The sequence below is a fragment of the Stenotrophomonas sp. SPM genome (assembly GCF_003105135.1).
GTDB lineage: Bacteria > Pseudomonadota > Gammaproteobacteria > Xanthomonadales > Xanthomonadaceae > Stenotrophomonas.
Genome location: NZ_QETL01000036.1, coordinates 17,629 through 35,048 on the forward strand (window position 1 = coordinate 17,629; position 17,420 = coordinate 35,048).

Genomic DNA, 17,420 nt, shown 5'->3' on the forward strand with positions numbered 1-17,420 from the left:
TCGCCTTACCCCAGATCCCCCAACCGCGCCTGCAGCGCCGCGATCGCGGCCAGACCGGCGGTTTCCGTGCGCCGGATGCGCGGCCCCAGCTGCAGGCCCTGGAAGCCTGCGGTGGCGAGCTGGTCACGGTCACGCGGCGACCAGCCACCTTCCGGACCGATCGCAATCACGATGCCACCCGCCGGCGCAGCTTCAAGCGTCGACAGCCGGTGTGCGCCCAGCGGGTCCAGGGTCAGCCGCAGCGTATCGGCCGGCAGCGCGGCTGATGCCTGCACCAGCGACAGCGGCGGACCCACCTGTGGAATGCGCGCGCGCCCGGACTGCCCGCAGGCCGACGTCACCACGTTGTTCCAGTGCGCCACGCGCTTCTCGGCACGCGCCGCGTCCAGCTTCACCTCGGTGCGCTCGGCGTTGACCGGCACGATGGCGCTCACGCCCAGTTCGGTGGCTTTCTGCAGGATCAGGTCCATCTTCTCGCCACGCGCAATGCCCTGCAGCAGGGTGATGGCCAGCGGCGATTCGTTGTCCACCGCCTGCACCGCGTCGATGCGTACCTGCACTTCGCGCTTGCCGGCAACGGTCAGCGTCGCGCTGTAGTCGTGGCCATCGCCGTTGAACAGCACGCAGGTATCGCCTTCGCGCAGGCGCATCACCCGCACCAGGTGGTTGGCCGTCTCTTCCGGCAGGGTCACGGTCTGGCCGCTGTGCAGCGCCAGGTCGATGGGGCAGCGGGTCACGCGCATGCAATCGCCTCGTCGATGGCTGCCAGCGTGGTATGTGCCAGCAGCTCCAGTTGTTCGTCATCCACGCTGTAAGGTGGCATCCAGTACAGCACGTCGCCCAGCGGGCGCAGTACCACGCCGCGCTTCAGCGCGGCCTTGTAGGCGTGCAGGCCAAGCCGCAGCGCCGGGTTGAACGGGGTGCGCCGGTTGCCGTCGCGCGACAGCTCGAAGGCCACCACCATGCCGGCCTGGCGCACGTCGGCCACGTGCGCATGGTCGGCGAAGGGTGCGGCCAGCGTGCCCATCACCGCGGCGGTGCCACGGTTGCGCGCGATCACGTCCTCGTCGCGGAAGATGTCCAGCGTGGCCAGGGCCGCCGCACACGCCAGCGGGTTGCCGGTGTAGCTGTGCGAATGCAGGAACGCGCGCTCGCGCGAATCGTCGAGGAAGGCGTCGTACAGCGCCTGCGTAGCCAGCACCGCGGCCAGCGGCAGGAAGCCGCCGGTCAGGCCCTTGGACAGGCACATCAGGTCGGGCATCACCCCGGCCTGTTCGCAGGCGAACATCGTGCCGGTGCGGCCGAAGCCGGTGGCGATCTCGTCGGCGATCATGAACGCGCCGTGCGCATCGCACAGCTCGCGCACGCGCTGCAGGTACACCGGGTCATGCATGCGCATGCCGCCTGCGCACTGCAGGCGCGGTTCCAGGATCACCGCGCAGATTTCGCCGGGGTGCTGGTCGAACAGGGTCGCCAGCCCATCGGCGGCCTGTCGCGCACGGTCGGCCGCGCTTTGCCCCGGTTCGGTCAGGTAGGCATCGGGGGAGGGCGCGAACAGGCCCTCGGCCAGCAGCGGCGCGTACACGCGGCGGTACAGCGGGATGTCGCCCAGCGCCAGCGCGCCCAGGGTCTCGCCGTGGTAGCCGTTCTCCAGCGCGATGAAGCGCGTGCGCCGGGTCTCGCCGCGGTTCTGGAAGTACTGGAAGGCCATCTTCAGCGCCACTTCCACCCCGGCCGAGCCATTGTCGGCGTAGAACACCTTGGCCAGCGGCGCGCGACCGGGCTGGCGCGGTGCCAGCGTCAGCAGGCGTTCGGCCAGGGTGATTGCCGGCTCATGGCTGAACCCGGCCAGCATCACCTGTTCCAGCTGCCCGGCCTGGGCGGCGATGGCCGCGCCGATGCGCGGCTCGGCATGACCGAACAGATTCGTCCACCAGCTGCTGACCGCGTCCAGATAGCGGTTGCCGTCGTGGTCGATCAGCCAGGCGCCCTGGCCACGCGCGATCGGCACCAGCGGCAGGGTGTCCGGATGCTCGCGCATCTGCGTGCACGGGTGCCACAGCACCTGCAGATCGCGTTGCTGCCACTGCCGGGCCAGCGGGGAGGGGGTTGGGTCTGCTAGCATTTCGGGCTCATGAACATGTTGCTGCCTGCACATTCTATCGGCCCCGGCGCACGCGCCGGCCGCCGCGGAGATTCCGCATGAACGACGACCGCAGCGGCCGTCGCCTGCCGATCATCCACCGGATCACCGACGAGGAGAACGGCCCTTTCCAGCGCCAGCACCTGGACCTGGAGTTCTCCAACGGGGAACACCGGCGTTTCGAGCGCCTGGTCAGCCGTGGCCATGGTGCCGTGGTGGTGGTGCCGATGCTGGACGAGGAGACCGTGCTGCTGGTGCGTGAATACGCCGCCGGCGTGCACCGCTACGAGCTGGGCCTGGTCAAGGGCCGCATCGATGCCGGTGAAACGCCTGAACAGGCTGCCGACCGCGAACTGAAGGAAGAGGCCGGCTACGGCGCGCGCCAGGTCGACGTGCTGCGCGCGATGACCCTGGCGCCGACCTACATGAGCCACCAGTCGTGGCTGGTTGTGGCGCGCGACCTGTACCCGGAAAAGCTGGCCGGCGACGAGCCGGAAGAGCTGGAAGTGGTGCCGTGGAAGCTGGCCGAGCTGGACCAGCTGATGCTGCGCGAGGACTTCTCGGAAGGGCGCTCGCTGGCCGCGTTGTTCATCGCGCGTCAGTGGCTGCAGGGGCGCCGATGATCAAGCTGACCACCGAGCTGCGCGAGACCACGATCGCGATCGCCCAGCAAGCGGGGCAGGCGATCATGCAGGTCTACAGCGATGGTTTCGACGTCACCCTGAAAGCCGACGACAGCCCGGTGACCGCAGCCGATCTCGCCGCCGACCGGGTCATTCAGCAGGGCCTGCGCCAGCTGACCCCCGACCTGCCGATCCTCTCCGAGGAATCGGCGCTGGTGCCGTGGGAACAGCGCCAGCACTGGGGCGCCTACTGGCTGGTCGACCCGCTGGATGGCACCCGCGAATTCGTCAAGCGCAACGGTGAGTTCAGCGTCAACATCGCGCTGATCTACCAGGGCGCGCCGGCCTTCGGCGTGGTCCAGGCACCGGTTACCGGCATCGTCTGGCACGCCATGCGTGGCGAGCTGGCCTACCGCCGCCAGGGCCTGCACGACAGCGTGCTGCGTACCCGCACGCCTGCCACCGCACCGCTGCGGGTGGCGGCCAGCCGCTCGCACCGCTCGCCGGAAACCATTGCCCTGCTCGAACGCATGGGCGACATCGAAACGGTGGCGCAGGGCTCTTCGCTGAAATTCTGCCGCATTGCCGAAGGCGGGCTGGATGTGTACCCGCGGCTAGGCCCGACCTCCGAATGGGACACCGCAGCGGGTCAGTGCGTACTGCACGCCGCAGGTGGCGCGGTGCTGTCGGCCATCACCGGCAAGCCGTTCCGCTACAACCGCCGTACCACGCTGCTGAACGGTGATTTCATCGCCCTTGGCGATACCCGCCTGCCGTGGCGTGATTGGCTGTCCGACTGACCCTTGGAGCCCGCATGAGCGATACCCCCACCGCCGGCAGTGCCGCCAGCGCCGAACTGGAGCGCCTGCTGGCGATCATGGCGCGCCTGCGCGATCCGCAGGGGGGCTGCCCCTGGGATCTTGAGCAGACCTTCGCTACCATCGCCCCGTACACCATCGAAGAGGCCTACGAGGTCGCCGATGCGATCGACCGCGGCGACCTGGATGACCTGTGCGACGAACTCGGCGACCTGCTGCTGCAGGTCGTGTTCCATGCGCGCATGGCGGAAGAGCAGGGGTCATTCGCCTTCGCCGATGTGGCCCGTGCGATCAGTGACAAGATGCAGCGCCGGCATCCGCATGTGTTCGCCGATGTCAGCGTGGACGACGCCGATGGCGTGATGCGCAACTGGGATGCGATCAAGCGCGCCGAGCGCGCCGCCAAGGGCGACCCGGATACCTCGGCACTGGCGGGCATCTCCCGCGGGCTGCCCGAATGGCAGCGTGCGGTGAAGCTGCAGTCGCGCGCGGCCAAGGTCGGCTTCGACTGGCCCGGCCCGCTGCCCGTACTGGACAAGGCCGCCGAGGAGCTGCAGGAACTGCGCGAGGAATTCGAGCGCGGCGACATCGCCGGCAACAAGGCGCGGCTGCAGGAAGAGCTGGGTGACCTGCTGTTCGTCTGCGCCAACCTGGCCCGCCATGCCGACATCGACCTGGGCGCGGCGCTGCGCGGTGCCAACCACAAGTTCGAACGCCGCTTCCGCGCCATGGAAGCGCAGGCGGGCGCGCAGGGCGAAAGCCTGGCCGCGCTGGACCTGGATGCGCAGGAGGCGCTGTGGCAGCACGCCAAGGCCACGGAGAAGGCGTGAAGACCCTCGCCCTGTTCCTGCTGACCGCGCTGGCCGAGATCGTCGGCTGCTACCTGCCGTGGCTATGGCTGCGCAAGGGCGGCAGCGTGTGGCTGCTGCTGCCGGCCGCGGCCAGCCTGGCCCTCTTCGCTTGGCTGCTGACCCTGCACCCCACCGCCAGCGGCCGCGTGTATGCCGCCTACGGTGGCGTCTACATCGGCACCGCGCTGTTCTGGCTGTGGCTGGTCGATGGCATCCGTCCCAGTCGCTGGGACCTGCTGGGCGCCGCCCTGTGCCTGGCCGGCATGGCCGTGATCATGTTCGGGCCGCGCCAGCCGGTATGATGCCCGGCGGCTGTTGATCTTCTGTAGAGCCGAGCCATGCTCGACTGCTTTTGATCTTCTGTAGAGTCGAGCCATGCTCGACTGTTTTGGCAGAGGCAGCCGAGCACGGCTCGGCTCTACAGGAAGCGTTCTACCGCGGGGCCTCGCACCCCAGCATCTTCAGGTCGATGGCTTCGGCCATGCGCCGGTAGCCTTCGTCGTTCGGATGCAGGTGATCGCGGGTGATGTTGGCCGGCAGCGATTCCGGCTGCTTCGGGTCGCGCAGCGCCGCATCGAAATCGACCACGCCATCGAAGCCGCTGTCCTTGCCGCGCGCCCACTGGTTGATCGAGGCGCGGGTGGTGGCCGAGACCGGCTCGTAGCGCTCGGAGCCGCCGAACGGCGTCAGCGTGCCGAGGTAGGCGCGGATGCCATGCGCGTGCAGGCGCGCGGCCACCTGCTGGTAACCCAGCAGCATGTCCGGTACGTTGCGCCCGGGCAGCGGCTGGGCACCGCCGCCGTGGCGGATGTCATTGATGCCTTCGAACAGGATCACCTGGTCGGCGTCGGCCACCGCGATCGCGTCGCGGTCCAGGCGTGACAGCGCACTGTGGCTGCGGCCATGGTCCAGCACCTTGTTGCCGCTGATGCCCTGGTTGAGCACCACGAAGCGGTCCGGGCAGGCCTGCTGCAGGCGCTGCGCCAGCCGCTCCGGCCACTGGTTGAACGAACCGCGCGTGGCGGTCGCGCCTTCGGTGATCGAATCACCCAACGCAACAATGACCGACGGCCGCTGCTCACGCTGCACCATCACCGCCGAAAACACATTCTGCTGGTAGCTGACGCGCACCGTGTCGGCTACCGCCTCCTGCCTGCCATCGACCACGCGCACCACGGTACGCCGCACCGCCGGCCGGGTCGGCTGCGCGAAGTACGCGGTCACGCTGATCTCCTGCAGTGCCGCCACCGGCAGTACCACCGGATCACTCAGCAGCGCGGCACCCACCGGTACGTCGATGGCACGGCGGCCATCGACGGTGACCGGCAGCGCCGCAGCCCTGCCATCCTTCAGGCGCACGCGGATGTCTTCCACATGCAGCGGTGCATCGCCCAGCTCGTTGCTGATGCGCAGGCGCAACGCCTCGCCACGGCTGCCGACCCGGATGTCCTGGCGCACGGTCTGCGCGGCGAACTGTACCGGTGCCTCCGGCTTCCCGTCCTTGCGGTCCGGTGCCGGTGAAGCGGTCCAGGCGGTCACCCAGACCGGAGCGGCCTGGGCGACGGGGGCGGCCACGGCAGCGCCGATGGCCAGCGAAAGCAGGGTGATCCAGCGCTGCATGGCAGGTGTCCGCTCAGGTCAGGAGAAGTAGGTGCCGCCGTTGACGTCCAGGTTCGCACCGGTGATGAACGCCGCTGCATCGGAGGCCAGGAACACCGCCGCATCGGCGGCTTCGTCCGGCACGCCCTGCCGGCGCAGCGGGGTGTTGCCGGCAACGGCGGCGCGCACTTCCGGCTTGGTGAATTCGTCATGGAAGCGGGTGGCGATCATGCCGCAGCACAGCGCGTTCACGCGGATGCCCTTCGGACCCAGTTCCTTGGCCATGGCGCGGGTGAAGGTCATCACTGCGGCCTTGGCGGTGGCGTAGATCGACGCGCCCGGGCCACCACCATCGCGGCCGGCCTGCGAAGCGAAATTGACGATGGCCGCGCCTTCGCCCATGTGCGGCACCACCGCGTGGGTGGTCAGGTAGGTCGAGGTCAGGTTGAGGTCCATCACCGTGTGGAAGAACGCCGGGTCGATCTCGGCCAGCGGGCGACGCTGCACCATGCCGCCGGCCACGTTCACCAGCAGATCGATGCGATCACCGAACGCTGCCTGGGTCGCGGCAACGAGGCCGGCCACGGCCGCGGCATCGGTGACGTCGGCGCGGTGCACGATGGCCTGGCCACCGGCGGCCTGGATCTGCGCCAGCGTTTCGTTGGCGCTGGCCTCATCGTTGGCGTAGTTGATGCAGACGCGTGCGCCGGCAGCGGCCAGCTTGATCGAGACGGCTCGGCCGATATCACGGCCACCACCGGTGACGATGGCCACCTTGTCCTGGAACGACATGCGGGAAACTCCTTGGTTTGCGGGGGAATGAAAGGGAAATGCGTGCTCAGCCGCCACGGCGGTCAAGCTTGTGGATCGGTCCGGCCCACCACCACAGCGCGGCCAGCGACAGCGGCACCAGCGCGGCGACGAGGATGAAAATCGGAGCGTAGGAATGGCGGGTCAGCACCGGCACCAGCCAGGTGGTGATCAGCGTGCCGGCCACCGCAGCCAGGCCACCGAGGCCGGCGAGGGTGCCGACCGAGCGGCCATCGAACAGATCACCCGGAAGGGTCTGGATGTTGCCGATGGCGACCTGGAAACCGAACAGCACCGCGGCAATCGCCAGCACTGCGAACAACGGCTGATTGGCCAGCACCGCGCCCAGCAGGGCAGGGGCCATGATCACGCAGCCCAGGGTGATGGACAGCTTGCGTGCGCGGTCAACGCTCTGCCCGGCACGGATCAGGCGTCCGGACAGCCAGCCGCCGCTGAGGCTGCCGAGCATCGCGCCCACGAACGGCACCCAGGCGAACAGGCCGATCTGCTTGATGTCGAAGCCGAAGGTCTCGGCCAGGTAGATCGGCAGCCAGGACACGAAAAGCCACCAGATCGGGTCCAGCAGGAAGCGGCAGGCGAGCATGCCCCAGCTCTGCCGGTGGGCCAGCAGCGAGCGCACGCTCACCTTCGGCGCGGCGGCATCCTGCTGCCCGGCCTGGTCTTCCATGATCAGGCGGCGTTCGGCGTCGCTCACCCACGGGTGCTTGTCCGGGCCGGCGCGGTAGACGAACAACCACGGCAGCAGCCACAGGAAGCCGATGGCACCGACCAGCACGAAGGTGCCGCGCCAGCCCAGCCACAGGTACAGGCCGGCGATGGCCGGTGCGGACACGATTGCGCCGATCGACGCGCCGGCGTTGAACACGCCCTGCGCGAGTGCGCGTTCGCGCGCCGGGAACCACTCGGCATTGGCCTTCACCGCGCCCGGCCAGGCACCGGCCTCACTGATGCCGAGCATCGCCCGCACCAGGCTGAAGGACAGCATCGAATGGGTGACCGAATGCAGGGCGATGGAGATCGACCACACGCTGATCGACAGGGCAAAGCCCAAGCGCGTGCCGATCATGTCGAACAGGCGGCCGAACAGGAACTGCCCGGCGGCGTAGAACAGCATGAACACGGTCACCAGCAGCGCGTAGTCATCCTTGGTCGCGCCCACTTCCTTGGCGATTTCCGGCCACATCACCGCCAGTGCATTGCGGTCGATGTAGTTGATGACCGTGGCCACGGCGATCAGGCCGACGATCAGCCAGCGCACGGCCGAGCGCACCGGTACCTTGCGCAGTTGGCTCACCACTGCAGGGCCGTTCACTTCGCGTCACCCTTGCTGCGGTCCATGCGCGCGTGGCTGCCGCTCCAGCGGTAGGCGTAGCCATCGACGGTCACGCTGTGCTCGCCCTTGGCGGCGCTGTCATCGGCCACACCCAGGGCGATGCGTGCACCGCTGGCCAGGCGCAGCTCGATCACCTCGGCATCGTTGCCGCGGGTGCGCACGATGTTCTTGATGCGGCTGTCGGCGCCGTGCACGTACTCGGCGGTGCCGTTGTACTCGCCATGCGGCTCCAGCACGCTGAAGAAGGTCACGTCCTTCTGGCCTTCCACGCGCTGCAGCAGGGCCGGCTCGCGGCGCAGGTTGAATTCGGGATCGTTGGCACCGCTTTCCACCAGCATTGCCTGCGCAGGTGCGCTGCTGCCGAAGCGATAGGTGTAGAAGCGGCCATCCAGCAGCCAGGCCAGCGTGCGCGGCTCGCTGCCGGGCTTGCTGCGCGCGTCCAGCCACAGGTGCTGGTAGCCGTTGTCCTTGCCCAGCACCGGGCGCTGGCTGGTGAAGTGCTCGGCCTCGAAACCGGTGGTGACGATGTGGCCGTTGAAATGCAGCGGCAGGTCGTAGCGCGCGGCGTTGTCACCGTGCACCTGCAGCAGGTCCAGCACCACCGGCAGGCCCAGTTCGGGGTGGCGCAGCAGCGCCTGGGTGCGGGTGAACACCACGCCGGGGTAGGCGTCGCGCATGGTCGCCGAGGCGATCTGGGTATCGGTGTCGGCCTGGAAGAAACGCACCTGCGGCGCATGCTCCTCGCCGCGCTTCCAGTCGCCCTTGAAGTGGCTCTGCTCGTCCACTACCAGGGTGTTGTGGGCCACGGTCTGCTTGGCCCAGCTGCGGTTCTCGGCGAGGTAGATGCCGCCGCGCTTGGCTTCCACGTTGAGGAAGCGCGCCGCGCCGTAGTCGGTCACCACGGCCTTGCCGTTGTCGTAGAACAGCCAGTTGAGCTTGTCGAAGTGGCCGTGGCCCATGCCCTGCATGGTGTCTTTCTGCACCAGCGCCTGGCCGTCCTCGCCGTTCATGCGCAGGATCGCCAGGCCGCCGCGGTCGCCGTCGGGGCCGTCGCGCAGCAGCATGGGCTTGTAATCGAAGGGTTTGGCCTTGTTGGCCGCCAGCGCCTGCGCCACCTGCAGGCCTTCGGGCGAGAGCAGCAGGCGTTTCTGCTGCTGGGCGACCGACAGCAGGTGGTCATCACCGGTGCGTGCATAGGCGATGCCGATGCCGGCCACCAGCTCCTCGGTGTCGATGCCCTTGTCGAGGATCGCATCGTTGATCGGGAAGAACAGGCCGTCGTAGCTGGTCTGCACCAGCACATCCACGGCCTTCAGCAGCACGCCGTCGCGGCGCGCGAAGATCTTCCGCTGCGGCTCGTTGCGTTCGATGGCGTTGGCGAACAGGAGGAACGGCGCCAGCGCATAGCGCTGGTAATACGGCCCTTCCTCGTAATATCCATCGGGGGAGAACAGCAGGTCGATCTGCCGCAGGAAGCCGAATTTGTCGTCCTTCTGGCTGCCGCGCAGGGATTTCTCCACCAGCTCCTGGTCACGCAGCACGTAGCCGGTCATGCCGGTCGCGGCCACCGCCCAGGTCGCATGGTTGTGGATCTGGTCGTAGTTCTTCGGCTCGCTGATCAGGAATTCGGCCATCGGCCGGAACAGCTGCGAGTCGATGATCTGCCGGTCCTGCGCGGACAACGCGTCGCGGATCGCGTCGTAGCCCTGGATGGCGTTGACCAGCCACACCGAATCGTTCAGCACCTGCCAGAACACGCGGCCGGGAATCTGTCCGCGGCCTTCCGGGTGCGGGCCCAGCGTCGGGTAGAGCTTGGCGTACTGCAGCAGCATGTCGCGCGAGTAATCAACATAGGCCTTGTCGCCGGTCAGCCGGTACAGCGTGCCGGCCGCCAGCAGCGCCTGGTAGTTGCGCTTGTGCTGTTCATGGGTGCGACCGCCGCCCTTGTCCTTGGGTACCGGCACGTCGATGCCGGCCTTCATCATCTTCTTCAGCGACGCCTCGGTGCGCGCCTGCTCCTTGGCGAACCACGGGTAGCGGCTGCCTTCGCTGGCCATCCGCTGCCACTGTGCGGCGGTCACCAGCACGGGTGCGGTGTCGGCCTGGCGCGCGGTGGCGGCCGGGGCCGCCAGCAGCGGCGCGGCCGGCAGCAGGGCAAAGGGGACGGCCAGGGCCAAGGAAACGAATAGCGGCTGCAACCTCATCGATCAACTCCGGTGCTGGTGCGGGACAGGGCAACCTCGCCCACCTTGGGATACCAGTCCACCCCCGTGGCCTCGCGCGCGGTCATCGCCAGCGCCGGATCGGCACCGGTGGCGGGCAGGGCAGGGGTGGGCGTCCACAGGCCGCTGGCGGCCTGCTGCAGGGTCACGCTGCGGCTTTCGACGCCGCTGGGGAACACGGTGCTTGCCTGCGGCGACTGCACGTTGCCGCTGAAGGCGATGCCGGCCAGCGAACTGGCGGCGGTGGGCGGGTTCTTGCTGGTGCGGTTGACGATCAGGTTGGCGCTGAAGCGGCTGTTGCTGGCGGCCACGTCGATGCCCTTGGCAGCGTCGTGGCCCACGCCGAAGCTGATCTTCGCCACATCCACGAACGTGTTGCGGCTGATGGTGGCGTTGACCACCGGCGCATAGCCGGACAGCGGCGGATCGGCCTGCGCGTCCATGATCGCCAGCGCCGAGCGGTTGCTGGAACCGGCCAGGCGCTCGAAGTAGTTGTTGCTGACGGTCTGGTCGGTGTTGATGATGCGCACGCCGCCGGTGCCGGCCTTGTCGTCGCCGAGGAAGACGTTGTCGAGCACCCGGTTGCCGTTGCCGTGGCGCAGGGTCAGCGCGCCGGCCGAGCGATAGAAGACGTTGCCGCGGTAGGTGTTGCCACCGGACTTGTTGGAGACGATCTCGGTCTCGCCGTCGCAGCCTTCGAACCAGTTGTTTTCCACGGTGCTGTTGGAATCGCTCAGCGAGGTATCGCTGGTGCCGACGCGGATCGTTTCGCCGCCGTTGACGCCGAGCAGCGGGCGCGGCCCGAACCAGTTGTGGTCGATGCGGTGCTGGTTGTCCAGGCCCTGGGTGGCATCGCGCACCACCACCACGGTCGGCCCGGCATTGGTCTTGCCGCGCAGCTGGCTGTGGTCGAGGCGGTTGTGGCTGCCGTACAGCGACACCCAATAGTCCTGGTCGCTGGCATCGGGGTTGGTGTAGTCGTCGATGACCAGGCCGGTCACCCGGCTGTGGCTGGCCACCGCCTTGCTCGATTCGCGGAAGGCCACCACCGCGTCGCCCGGCGCATAGCCGTTGCGGAACACCAGGTTGGAGACCTGCAGGTAGCTGCCGGCCAGGCGCAGGTCCGAGCGCCCGCTGAGGATCACCTTGCCCGGGGTCTGCACGCGCAGGGTGATCGGCGCGGCCTCGGTGCCTTGACCCTTCAGCAGCAGGCGGGTGTCGGCCCAGATGCCGTCGGCCAGCACGATTTCGTCGCCTGGCTGCAGGGCGGCCGCGGCGGTGGTGAACTCGGCGGCATCGTGCACCAGCCAGCTGGCGGCCTGTGCCGGCGAAGTGGTCAGGCATATTGCCAGACCAGTTGCAAGGAATGATCCGGGAAGCCTGTTGGAAGGGCGGTACGAAGTCGATTCGGTGCGCATGAAGTCCTTCCAGGGACGGCCGGGCCGTCGTTTCGGGTGGGTGTGCATACCACTTGCGGGGTCTGTTGTAAGCCAGCTTTCGCGCAAAGTCATGCTGCATCAGCACATTTAATGACGGCCAAGTGGTATGAAACAAAGGTATTAAGAAAAATCCAGTCCAGTTGGTTGACATTTCTAGGTCCGCATGTCGAAGCTGCGTCCACGCCTGCCAACCAGGCGATCCTTTGGGAGGAGGAAACCATGCGGCAATCTGCCGGAGCTGTACGCACCATCACGCTGTCACCCACGCCCCTCGTCGTGGCATTGCTTGCCGCGCTTGCCGCCGCTCCGCTGGCGCAGGCGCAGTCCACCACCGGCAGTGCCGGGCAGGACGCCACCACGCTGGACCAGGTGCAGGTCACCGGCATCCGCGAATCGATGCAGAGTTCGATCAACAAGAAGCGCGACGACACGGTCATCGCCGACGTGCTCTCGGCCGACGACATCGGCGACCTGCCGGCACCGTCGCTGGCCGATGCGATCGAAACGCTGACCGGCGCCGCCTCGACCCGCGACAAGGCCGGTGCTTCGGAGATTTCCATCCGCGGCCTCGGCGCCTTCCTCAGCAGCACCAATTTCAATGGCCGCGAGATCACCAACGGCAGCGGCGACCGCTCGGTGAACTTCAACATGTTCCCGGCCGAGCTGATCAATACGGTGGCCATCTACAAGACCCAGCGCGCCGACATCATCGAAGGCGGCGTGGCCGGCACCATCGGCCTGGAGACGGTGAAACCGCTGGAATACGGCAAGCGCTCGGTGCAGTTCGACCTGCGTGGCAGCTGGGCCGAGTATGACAAGAAGTACCGCGATGACGATGGCATCGGCTACCGCGGCACCGCCAGCTACATCGACCAGTTCGAGTTCGGCGACGGCCAGAAGCTGGGTATCTCGCTGGGCTTCCAGCGCTTGGACGGCACTGACCCGGAAGAGAGCATCACCAGCGGTTCCACCTGGTACGCCTGCGATGGCAACCAGAACGCGGCCAATGCCAACTGTTCCGAAGTCGGCGCGCAGGCCATCGCCAACGGTGCGCCGTACTACCTGGTGCCGAGCAGCCGCATCTACCGCCTGAAGCAGGAACGCAACGACCGCCAGAGCGAGTTCGCCGCGGTGCAGTGGCGGCCCAACGATGTGGTCGAAGTGAACGTCGACTTCGAGCATACCCAGCGCAACTGGTATGAAAACCGCAGCGACCTGAGCCTGTCCAACGCGCGCCGCGGCATCACCCAGCGCGAGGTGGACGAGAATGGCATCGTCCGCCACCTGCATGGCAGCACCTCGATCGACTCCACCTCCAACCGCTACTGGCGCGGCGAGGAGTACACCGGTGGCGGCCTGAACCTGATCGTGCGGCCGAGCCCGGCCTGGGAACTGTCCACCGATCTGTCCTACTCGCATACCAACCGCCTGGACAGCGAGCGAATGACCCGCCTGCGGGCCAACCAGCGCGACATCAACAATGCCGTCGTGCCGGGCATCAGCAGCGGCGCCACCGGTTATGTCGACTATGACTGGGACTGGCATGGCGAAGTGCCGAGCGTGGCCCTGGCGCCGAACTTCGACGTGCAGAACTGGGATGCGTACTCCGGGGCGGCCCGCATCACCTCCAGCGCGACCGAGAACGACCACAGGATCAAGGCCGGCCGCTTCGACGCCAGCTTCATGCCGGAGTCGGGCTTCTTCACGCGCATCAAGGGCGGCGTGCGCGCCAGCCAGGCCGACTACCGCCTGCGCGACAACACCCTGGTGACCGACTACGACCAGCGCGTCGCCGCCGACAAGGCAAAGATCATCGCCGCCAACCAGGCCTGCCGCGCGCCGTTCCCGCAGAGCGATTTCATGGATGCCGCCAGCGGCAACACGATCTCTTCGTGGGCCTACTTCGATCCCAACTGCCTGTACCAGTCCTTCCGTGGCAGCCTCGACAGCGGCCTGGATCCGGATTTCCAGGATCCCAACAACGTCGACATCACCGAGAAGACGCGCGCGCTGTACCTGCTGGGCGAGTTCAGCAGCAGCCTGTTCGGGCTGCCGGTGACCGGCAACGTCGGCCTGCGCTGGGTCAAGACCGATGTGCGTTCGGAGGGCGTGCGCACCGACCTGCGGATCGAGGACAACGGCGATGGCACGATCCGCCTGCAGCCGACCGGCAACTACACCACCCAGGTGTTCAAGGCCGGCAATGACAAGCTGCTGCCCAGCCTGAACGCGGCCTTCGAACTGCGTCCGGACGTGCTGCTGCGCGTCGGTGCCTATCGCGCCATGTCGCGCCCGGACATCGCGGCGCTGGGTGCCGGCCGCACCATCAATGTCAGCAGCGATGCCACCTACGGCAACCTGGCTGACGCGCTGGACGACATCAGTGCCAGCGGCAACCCGGCCGCGCAGCCGCTGATGTCCTGGAACGGCGACCTGTCGCTGGAGTGGTACCCGAACCCGGACACCCTGCTGGCCGGCGCGGTGTACTGGAAGCAGTTCAACGGCGGCACCGCCACCGCGCTGGTGCCGGAGACCTACACCATCAACGGGCAGACCGTGACCGTGCCGGTGCGCCAGCAGGTGACCACCGACGATGACAGCACCCTGACCGGCCTGGAGATGAGCGTCACCCATCGCCTGTCCTACCTGCCCAAGCCGTTCGATGGGCTGGGCTTCAAGGTCAGCTACAACTACGCCGACGCCGACTACGAGACCCAGGATTCGCGACTGGGCGAGCAGCTTGCCGCCGATGGCACCGTCATCCCGGCCATCGTGCCGCCGGCCGGTCTCAGCGGTTTCTCGCGGCACGTGCTGTCCGGTTCGATCTACTGGGACGTGGGCCGCTTCAACATCCAGGCCATCGGCAAGTTCCGCTCGCACTACTACCAGGACTTCACCGGCAACACCGCGCAGCAGAACCGCTACTACGACGACAACACCAGCGTCGACCTGCGCATGCGTTACAAGGTCAACAAGCAGTTGTCGCTGTCGCTGGAGCTGATGAACCTGACCAACGAACCGCGCGTGGCGTACCAGCCGCTTTACGGCAATTTCCGTGAAGTGGTGACCTACGGGCGGCGTGCGTATTTCGGTGTACGATACAAGTTCTGAACAGGGCGGCGCGGCCAGTGGTCGCGCCGTCGCTCCATCCGGACCCGCACCGCGCACGGTGGCCCGGGACGGGCCCGGAGGGAACCGCCAAGGGTCAGCCGCATGTCCGCCAACCGCCTCTACCAGACCATCGCCGCCAAGCTCCGCAAGCTGATCGAGGACGGCGAATTCCCGCCGGGCTCGCGCCTGCCGGGCGAGCGTGAGCTGGCCGAACGATTCGGCGTCAGCCGGGTGACCGTGCGTGAAGCCGAGATCGCCCTGGAAGCCCAGGGCTGGATCGCCATCCGCATTGGCTCGGGTGTGTATGTCAAGCCACGCCCGACGCAGGCCTCCGGTGGCCTGCCCGATGTCAGCGCGTTCGACCTGACCGCCGCCCGCGCGGTGTTCGAGGCCGAGGCCGCGGCGCTGGCCGCCAGCAACATCGACGAGGCCGGCATCGCCGAACTGCAGGTGCTGGCCCAGGCCCTGTGCCGCCGCGACCTGACCGATGAGGAGGCCGGCGACTTCGACCGCCGCTTCCACCTGACCATCGCCCGCCTGTCCGGCAATCCGGTGGTGGAGTACTTCATCCAGCAGATCTGGCGCATGCGCAGCGACCTGCCGCGGGTGGCCGAGGTCTACGCGCGGGTCTGCCACGACGACGGTGCCAGCCGCGCCGACGAGCACATGGCGATCTTCGAGGCGCTGCGCAGCCGCGACCCGGTGGCCGCGCGCAATGCCATGCGCTACCACTTCCAGCGCCTGTTCGAGGCGATGCTGGAAGCGACCGAAAGCCAGGCGCTGGAAGAAATCCGCCGGCGCACCCAGCAGGACCGCGAGCGCTTCCTGGCCACGACCCGGATCTGAGCCGTACCACTGCCGGCTGCGCTGCCGCACTGCAGCAGCGTGCGCGCGCTATGCTGGCCGCTGGACGTCTGAGGAAAGGAAAGCGTGATGTTCCCGACCGTGTTTTTCACCCTGGTGCTGGCCGTGGTGGCCGTCATCATCCTGTTCAAGGCCGTGCGCATGGTGCCGCAGGGCTACGAATGGACCGTGGAGCGCTTCGGCCGCTACACCCACACCATGTCGCCCGGCCTGCATTTCCTCATCCCCATCGTGTACGGGGTGGGGCGCAAGGTGAACATGATGGAGCAGGTGCTGGACGTGCCGGGCCAGGAAGTGATCACCAAGGACAACGCCGCGGTGCGCGTCGATGGCGTGGTGTTCTTCCAGGTGCTGGACGCGGCCAAGGCCGCCTACGAGGTGGCGGTGCTGGAAGTGGCGATGATCGCCCTGGTGCAGACCAACATCCGTACCGTGATCGGCTCGATGGACCTGGATGAATCGCTCAGCCAGCGCGAGGTGATCAACGCCAAGCTGCTGAGCGTGGTCGACCATGCCACCAACCCGTGGGGCGTGAAGGTCAACCGCATCGAGATCCGCGACATCCAGCCGCCGCGCGACCTGCTCGATGCAATGGCGCGGCAGATGAAGGCCGAGCGCGAGAAGCGCGCGCAGATCCTGGAAGCGGAAGGTTCGCGGCAGTCGGAGATCCTGCGCGCCGAAGGTGAGAAGCAGGCCACCGTGCTGGAAGCCGAAGGCCGCCGCGAAGCCGCCTTCCGCGACGCCGAGGCCCGCGAACGCCTGGCCGAGGCCGAAGCGAAGGCCACCCAGGTGGTCTCTGCGGCGATCGCCGAAGGCGATGTGCAGGCGATCAACTATTTCGTCGCGCAGAAGTACGTCGAGGCCTTCAAGGAACTGGCGAGCTCGCCGAACCAGAAACTGGTGCTGATGCCGATGGAAGCCAGTGGCGTGATCGGCTCGATCGCCGGTGTCGCCGAACTGGCCAAGCAGGCCCTGGCCAACCAGGAATCCAAGCCGGCCCGTAAGGGCCCGCCGCCGTTCGGAGGCTGACATGCGCTGGGAAGTCGTCGCGTGGGGAGCGCTGGCGTTGCTGCTGTTCGCCGCCGAGGCGCTGGCACCGGGCGCGTTCATGCTGTGGATCGGCATCGGTGCCGCCGCGGTGTTCGTGCTGGTGGCGGTGTTCGCCGATATCCCGCTGCTGTGGCAGGTGGTCGCGTTCGTGGTGCTGAGCGTGCTGTCGATCCAGTGCTACCGGCGCTGGGGCAAGCCGCATGCGCGGGCAAGCGACAAGCCGCTGCTGAACCGCCGCGCCGAGCAGCTGGTCGGCCGGGTGGTGGGGTTGCCGCAGGCGATCATCGACGGGCAGGGCAGGGTCAGCATCGATGATGCGTCGTGGCAGGTGAGCGGGCCCGACCTGCCGGCGGGTGCGCGGGTGAGGGTGGTGGCGGTGCAGGGCAGCGTGCTGCTGGTCGAGGCTGCGGCGTAGGATTTCCAGCCAACGGCGCAGCCCCTCGTGGGTTGTCGCGGATGATTCATGTGTTTGGGTCGGGCGGGTTGGGTTCGCGGGACACGCCGTAAACCCATCCTTGGGGGCTCGATGGCGCCAT

At 67.7% G+C, this 17,420-nt stretch carries 15 protein-coding genes; 8 read left to right on the plus strand and 7 right to left on the minus strand.

The window, feature by feature from the left end:
• Window positions 1-5 precede the first annotated feature (5 nt).
• Together DCO49_RS09980 and bioA are read right to left on the minus strand one after the other, a co-directional pair.
• Window positions 6-743 (minus strand): 16S rRNA (uracil(1498)-N(3))-methyltransferase, encoded by a 738-nt coding sequence (locus DCO49_RS09980; RefSeq protein ID WP_116863905.1) that lies wholly within the window; start codon window positions 741-743, stop codon window positions 6-8.
• Entirely contained in the window at window positions 734-2,125 is a 1,392-nt protein-coding gene (gene bioA / locus DCO49_RS09985; protein ID WP_243402705.1) for an adenosylmethionine--8-amino-7-oxononanoate transaminase, read from the minus strand. Before bioA ends, DCO49_RS09980 begins: the two co-directional genes overlap by 10 nt.
• A gap of 77 nt (window positions 2,126-2,202) precedes the next feature.
• Here bioA and nudE point away from each other — a divergent pair, with 77 nt between their 5' ends.
• The 4 genes from nudE to DCO49_RS10005 are packed head-to-tail and all read left to right on the plus strand — an operon-like array spanning window position 2,203 to window position 4,737.
• Window positions 2,203-2,766, plus strand: a complete 564-nt coding sequence (gene nudE / locus DCO49_RS09990; protein WP_108769684.1) for an ADP compounds hydrolase NudE — start codon at window positions 2,203-2,205, stop codon at window positions 2,764-2,766.
• The gene (gene cysQ, locus DCO49_RS09995; protein WP_116863907.1) at window positions 2,763-3,566 is read left to right on the plus strand and encodes a 3'(2'),5'-bisphosphate nucleotidase CysQ; all 804 of its coding nucleotides are present in this window, start codon (window positions 2,763-2,765) and stop codon (window positions 3,564-3,566) included. The genes nudE and cysQ overlap by 4 nt, the downstream gene beginning before the upstream one ends.
• 14 nt (window positions 3,567-3,580) lie before the next feature.
• Complete coding sequence (gene mazG, locus DCO49_RS10000; RefSeq protein ID WP_116863908.1) at window positions 3,581-4,414, plus strand: nucleoside triphosphate pyrophosphohydrolase; 834 nt, start codon at window positions 3,581-3,583, stop codon at window positions 4,412-4,414.
• The gene (locus DCO49_RS10005) at window positions 4,411-4,737 is read left to right on the plus strand and encodes a YnfA family protein (protein ID WP_079222853.1); all 327 of its coding nucleotides are present in this window, start codon (window positions 4,411-4,413) and stop codon (window positions 4,735-4,737) included. Before mazG ends, DCO49_RS10005 begins: the two co-directional genes overlap by 4 nt.
• Window positions 4,738-4,867: 130 nt before the next feature.
• On the opposite strand, the gene DCO49_RS10010 is transcribed toward DCO49_RS10005, so the two are convergent.
• Genes DCO49_RS10010 through DCO49_RS10030 form a run of 5 tightly spaced genes read right to left on the minus strand, consistent with a single transcriptional unit; the run spans window position 4,868 to window position 11,838 of the window.
• Window positions 4,868-6,055, minus strand: coding sequence for a GDSL-type esterase/lipase family protein (locus DCO49_RS10010; RefSeq protein WP_116863909.1), 1,188 nt, complete (start codon window positions 6,053-6,055; stop codon window positions 4,868-4,870).
• Between the two features lie 18 nt (window positions 6,056-6,073).
• Complete coding sequence (locus DCO49_RS10015; RefSeq protein WP_116863910.1) at window positions 6,074-6,826, minus strand: glucose 1-dehydrogenase; 753 nt, start codon at window positions 6,824-6,826, stop codon at window positions 6,074-6,076.
• A 46-nt stretch (window positions 6,827-6,872) separates the two neighbouring features.
• Complete coding sequence (locus tag DCO49_RS10020; RefSeq protein WP_116863911.1) at window positions 6,873-8,177, minus strand: MFS transporter; 1,305 nt, start codon at window positions 8,175-8,177, stop codon at window positions 6,873-6,875.
• Window positions 8,174-10,402, minus strand: a complete 2,229-nt coding sequence (locus DCO49_RS10025; protein ID WP_116863912.1) for an oligoalginate lyase — start codon at window positions 10,400-10,402, stop codon at window positions 8,174-8,176. Before DCO49_RS10025 ends, DCO49_RS10020 begins: the two co-directional genes overlap by 4 nt.
• Window positions 10,399-11,838, minus strand: a complete 1,440-nt coding sequence (locus DCO49_RS10030) for a polysaccharide lyase 6 family protein (RefSeq protein WP_116863913.1) — start codon at window positions 11,836-11,838, stop codon at window positions 10,399-10,401. The genes DCO49_RS10025 and DCO49_RS10030 overlap by 4 nt, the downstream gene beginning before the upstream one ends.
• A 240-nt stretch (window positions 11,839-12,078) precedes the next feature.
• Here DCO49_RS10030 and DCO49_RS10035 point away from each other — a divergent pair, with 240 nt between their 5' ends.
• The 4 genes from DCO49_RS10035 to DCO49_RS10050 all read left to right on the plus strand — a co-directional run bounded on the left by DCO49_RS10035 (window position 12,079) and on the right by DCO49_RS10050 (window position 17,299).
• The gene (locus DCO49_RS10035; RefSeq protein ID WP_116863914.1) at window positions 12,079-14,970 is read left to right on the plus strand and encodes a TonB-dependent receptor; all 2,892 of its coding nucleotides are present in this window, start codon (window positions 12,079-12,081) and stop codon (window positions 14,968-14,970) included.
• 102 nt (window positions 14,971-15,072) lie between these two features.
• Window positions 15,073-15,816 carry a FadR/GntR family transcriptional regulator gene (locus DCO49_RS10040; protein ID WP_108769676.1) on the plus strand — a complete coding sequence of 248 codons (744 nt, stop codon included), beginning with the start codon at window positions 15,073-15,075 and terminating at the stop codon, window positions 15,814-15,816.
• An 87-nt stretch (window positions 15,817-15,903) separates the two neighbouring features.
• Complete coding sequence (locus DCO49_RS10045; protein WP_116863915.1) at window positions 15,904-16,863, plus strand: SPFH domain-containing protein; 960 nt, start codon at window positions 15,904-15,906, stop codon at window positions 16,861-16,863.
• 1 nt (window position 16,864) lies between these two features.
• Window positions 16,865-17,299, plus strand: a complete 435-nt coding sequence (locus DCO49_RS10050) for an NfeD family protein (RefSeq protein ID WP_116863916.1) — start codon at window positions 16,865-16,867, stop codon at window positions 17,297-17,299.
• The last annotated feature ends 121 nt before the right edge of the window (window positions 17,300-17,420 follow it).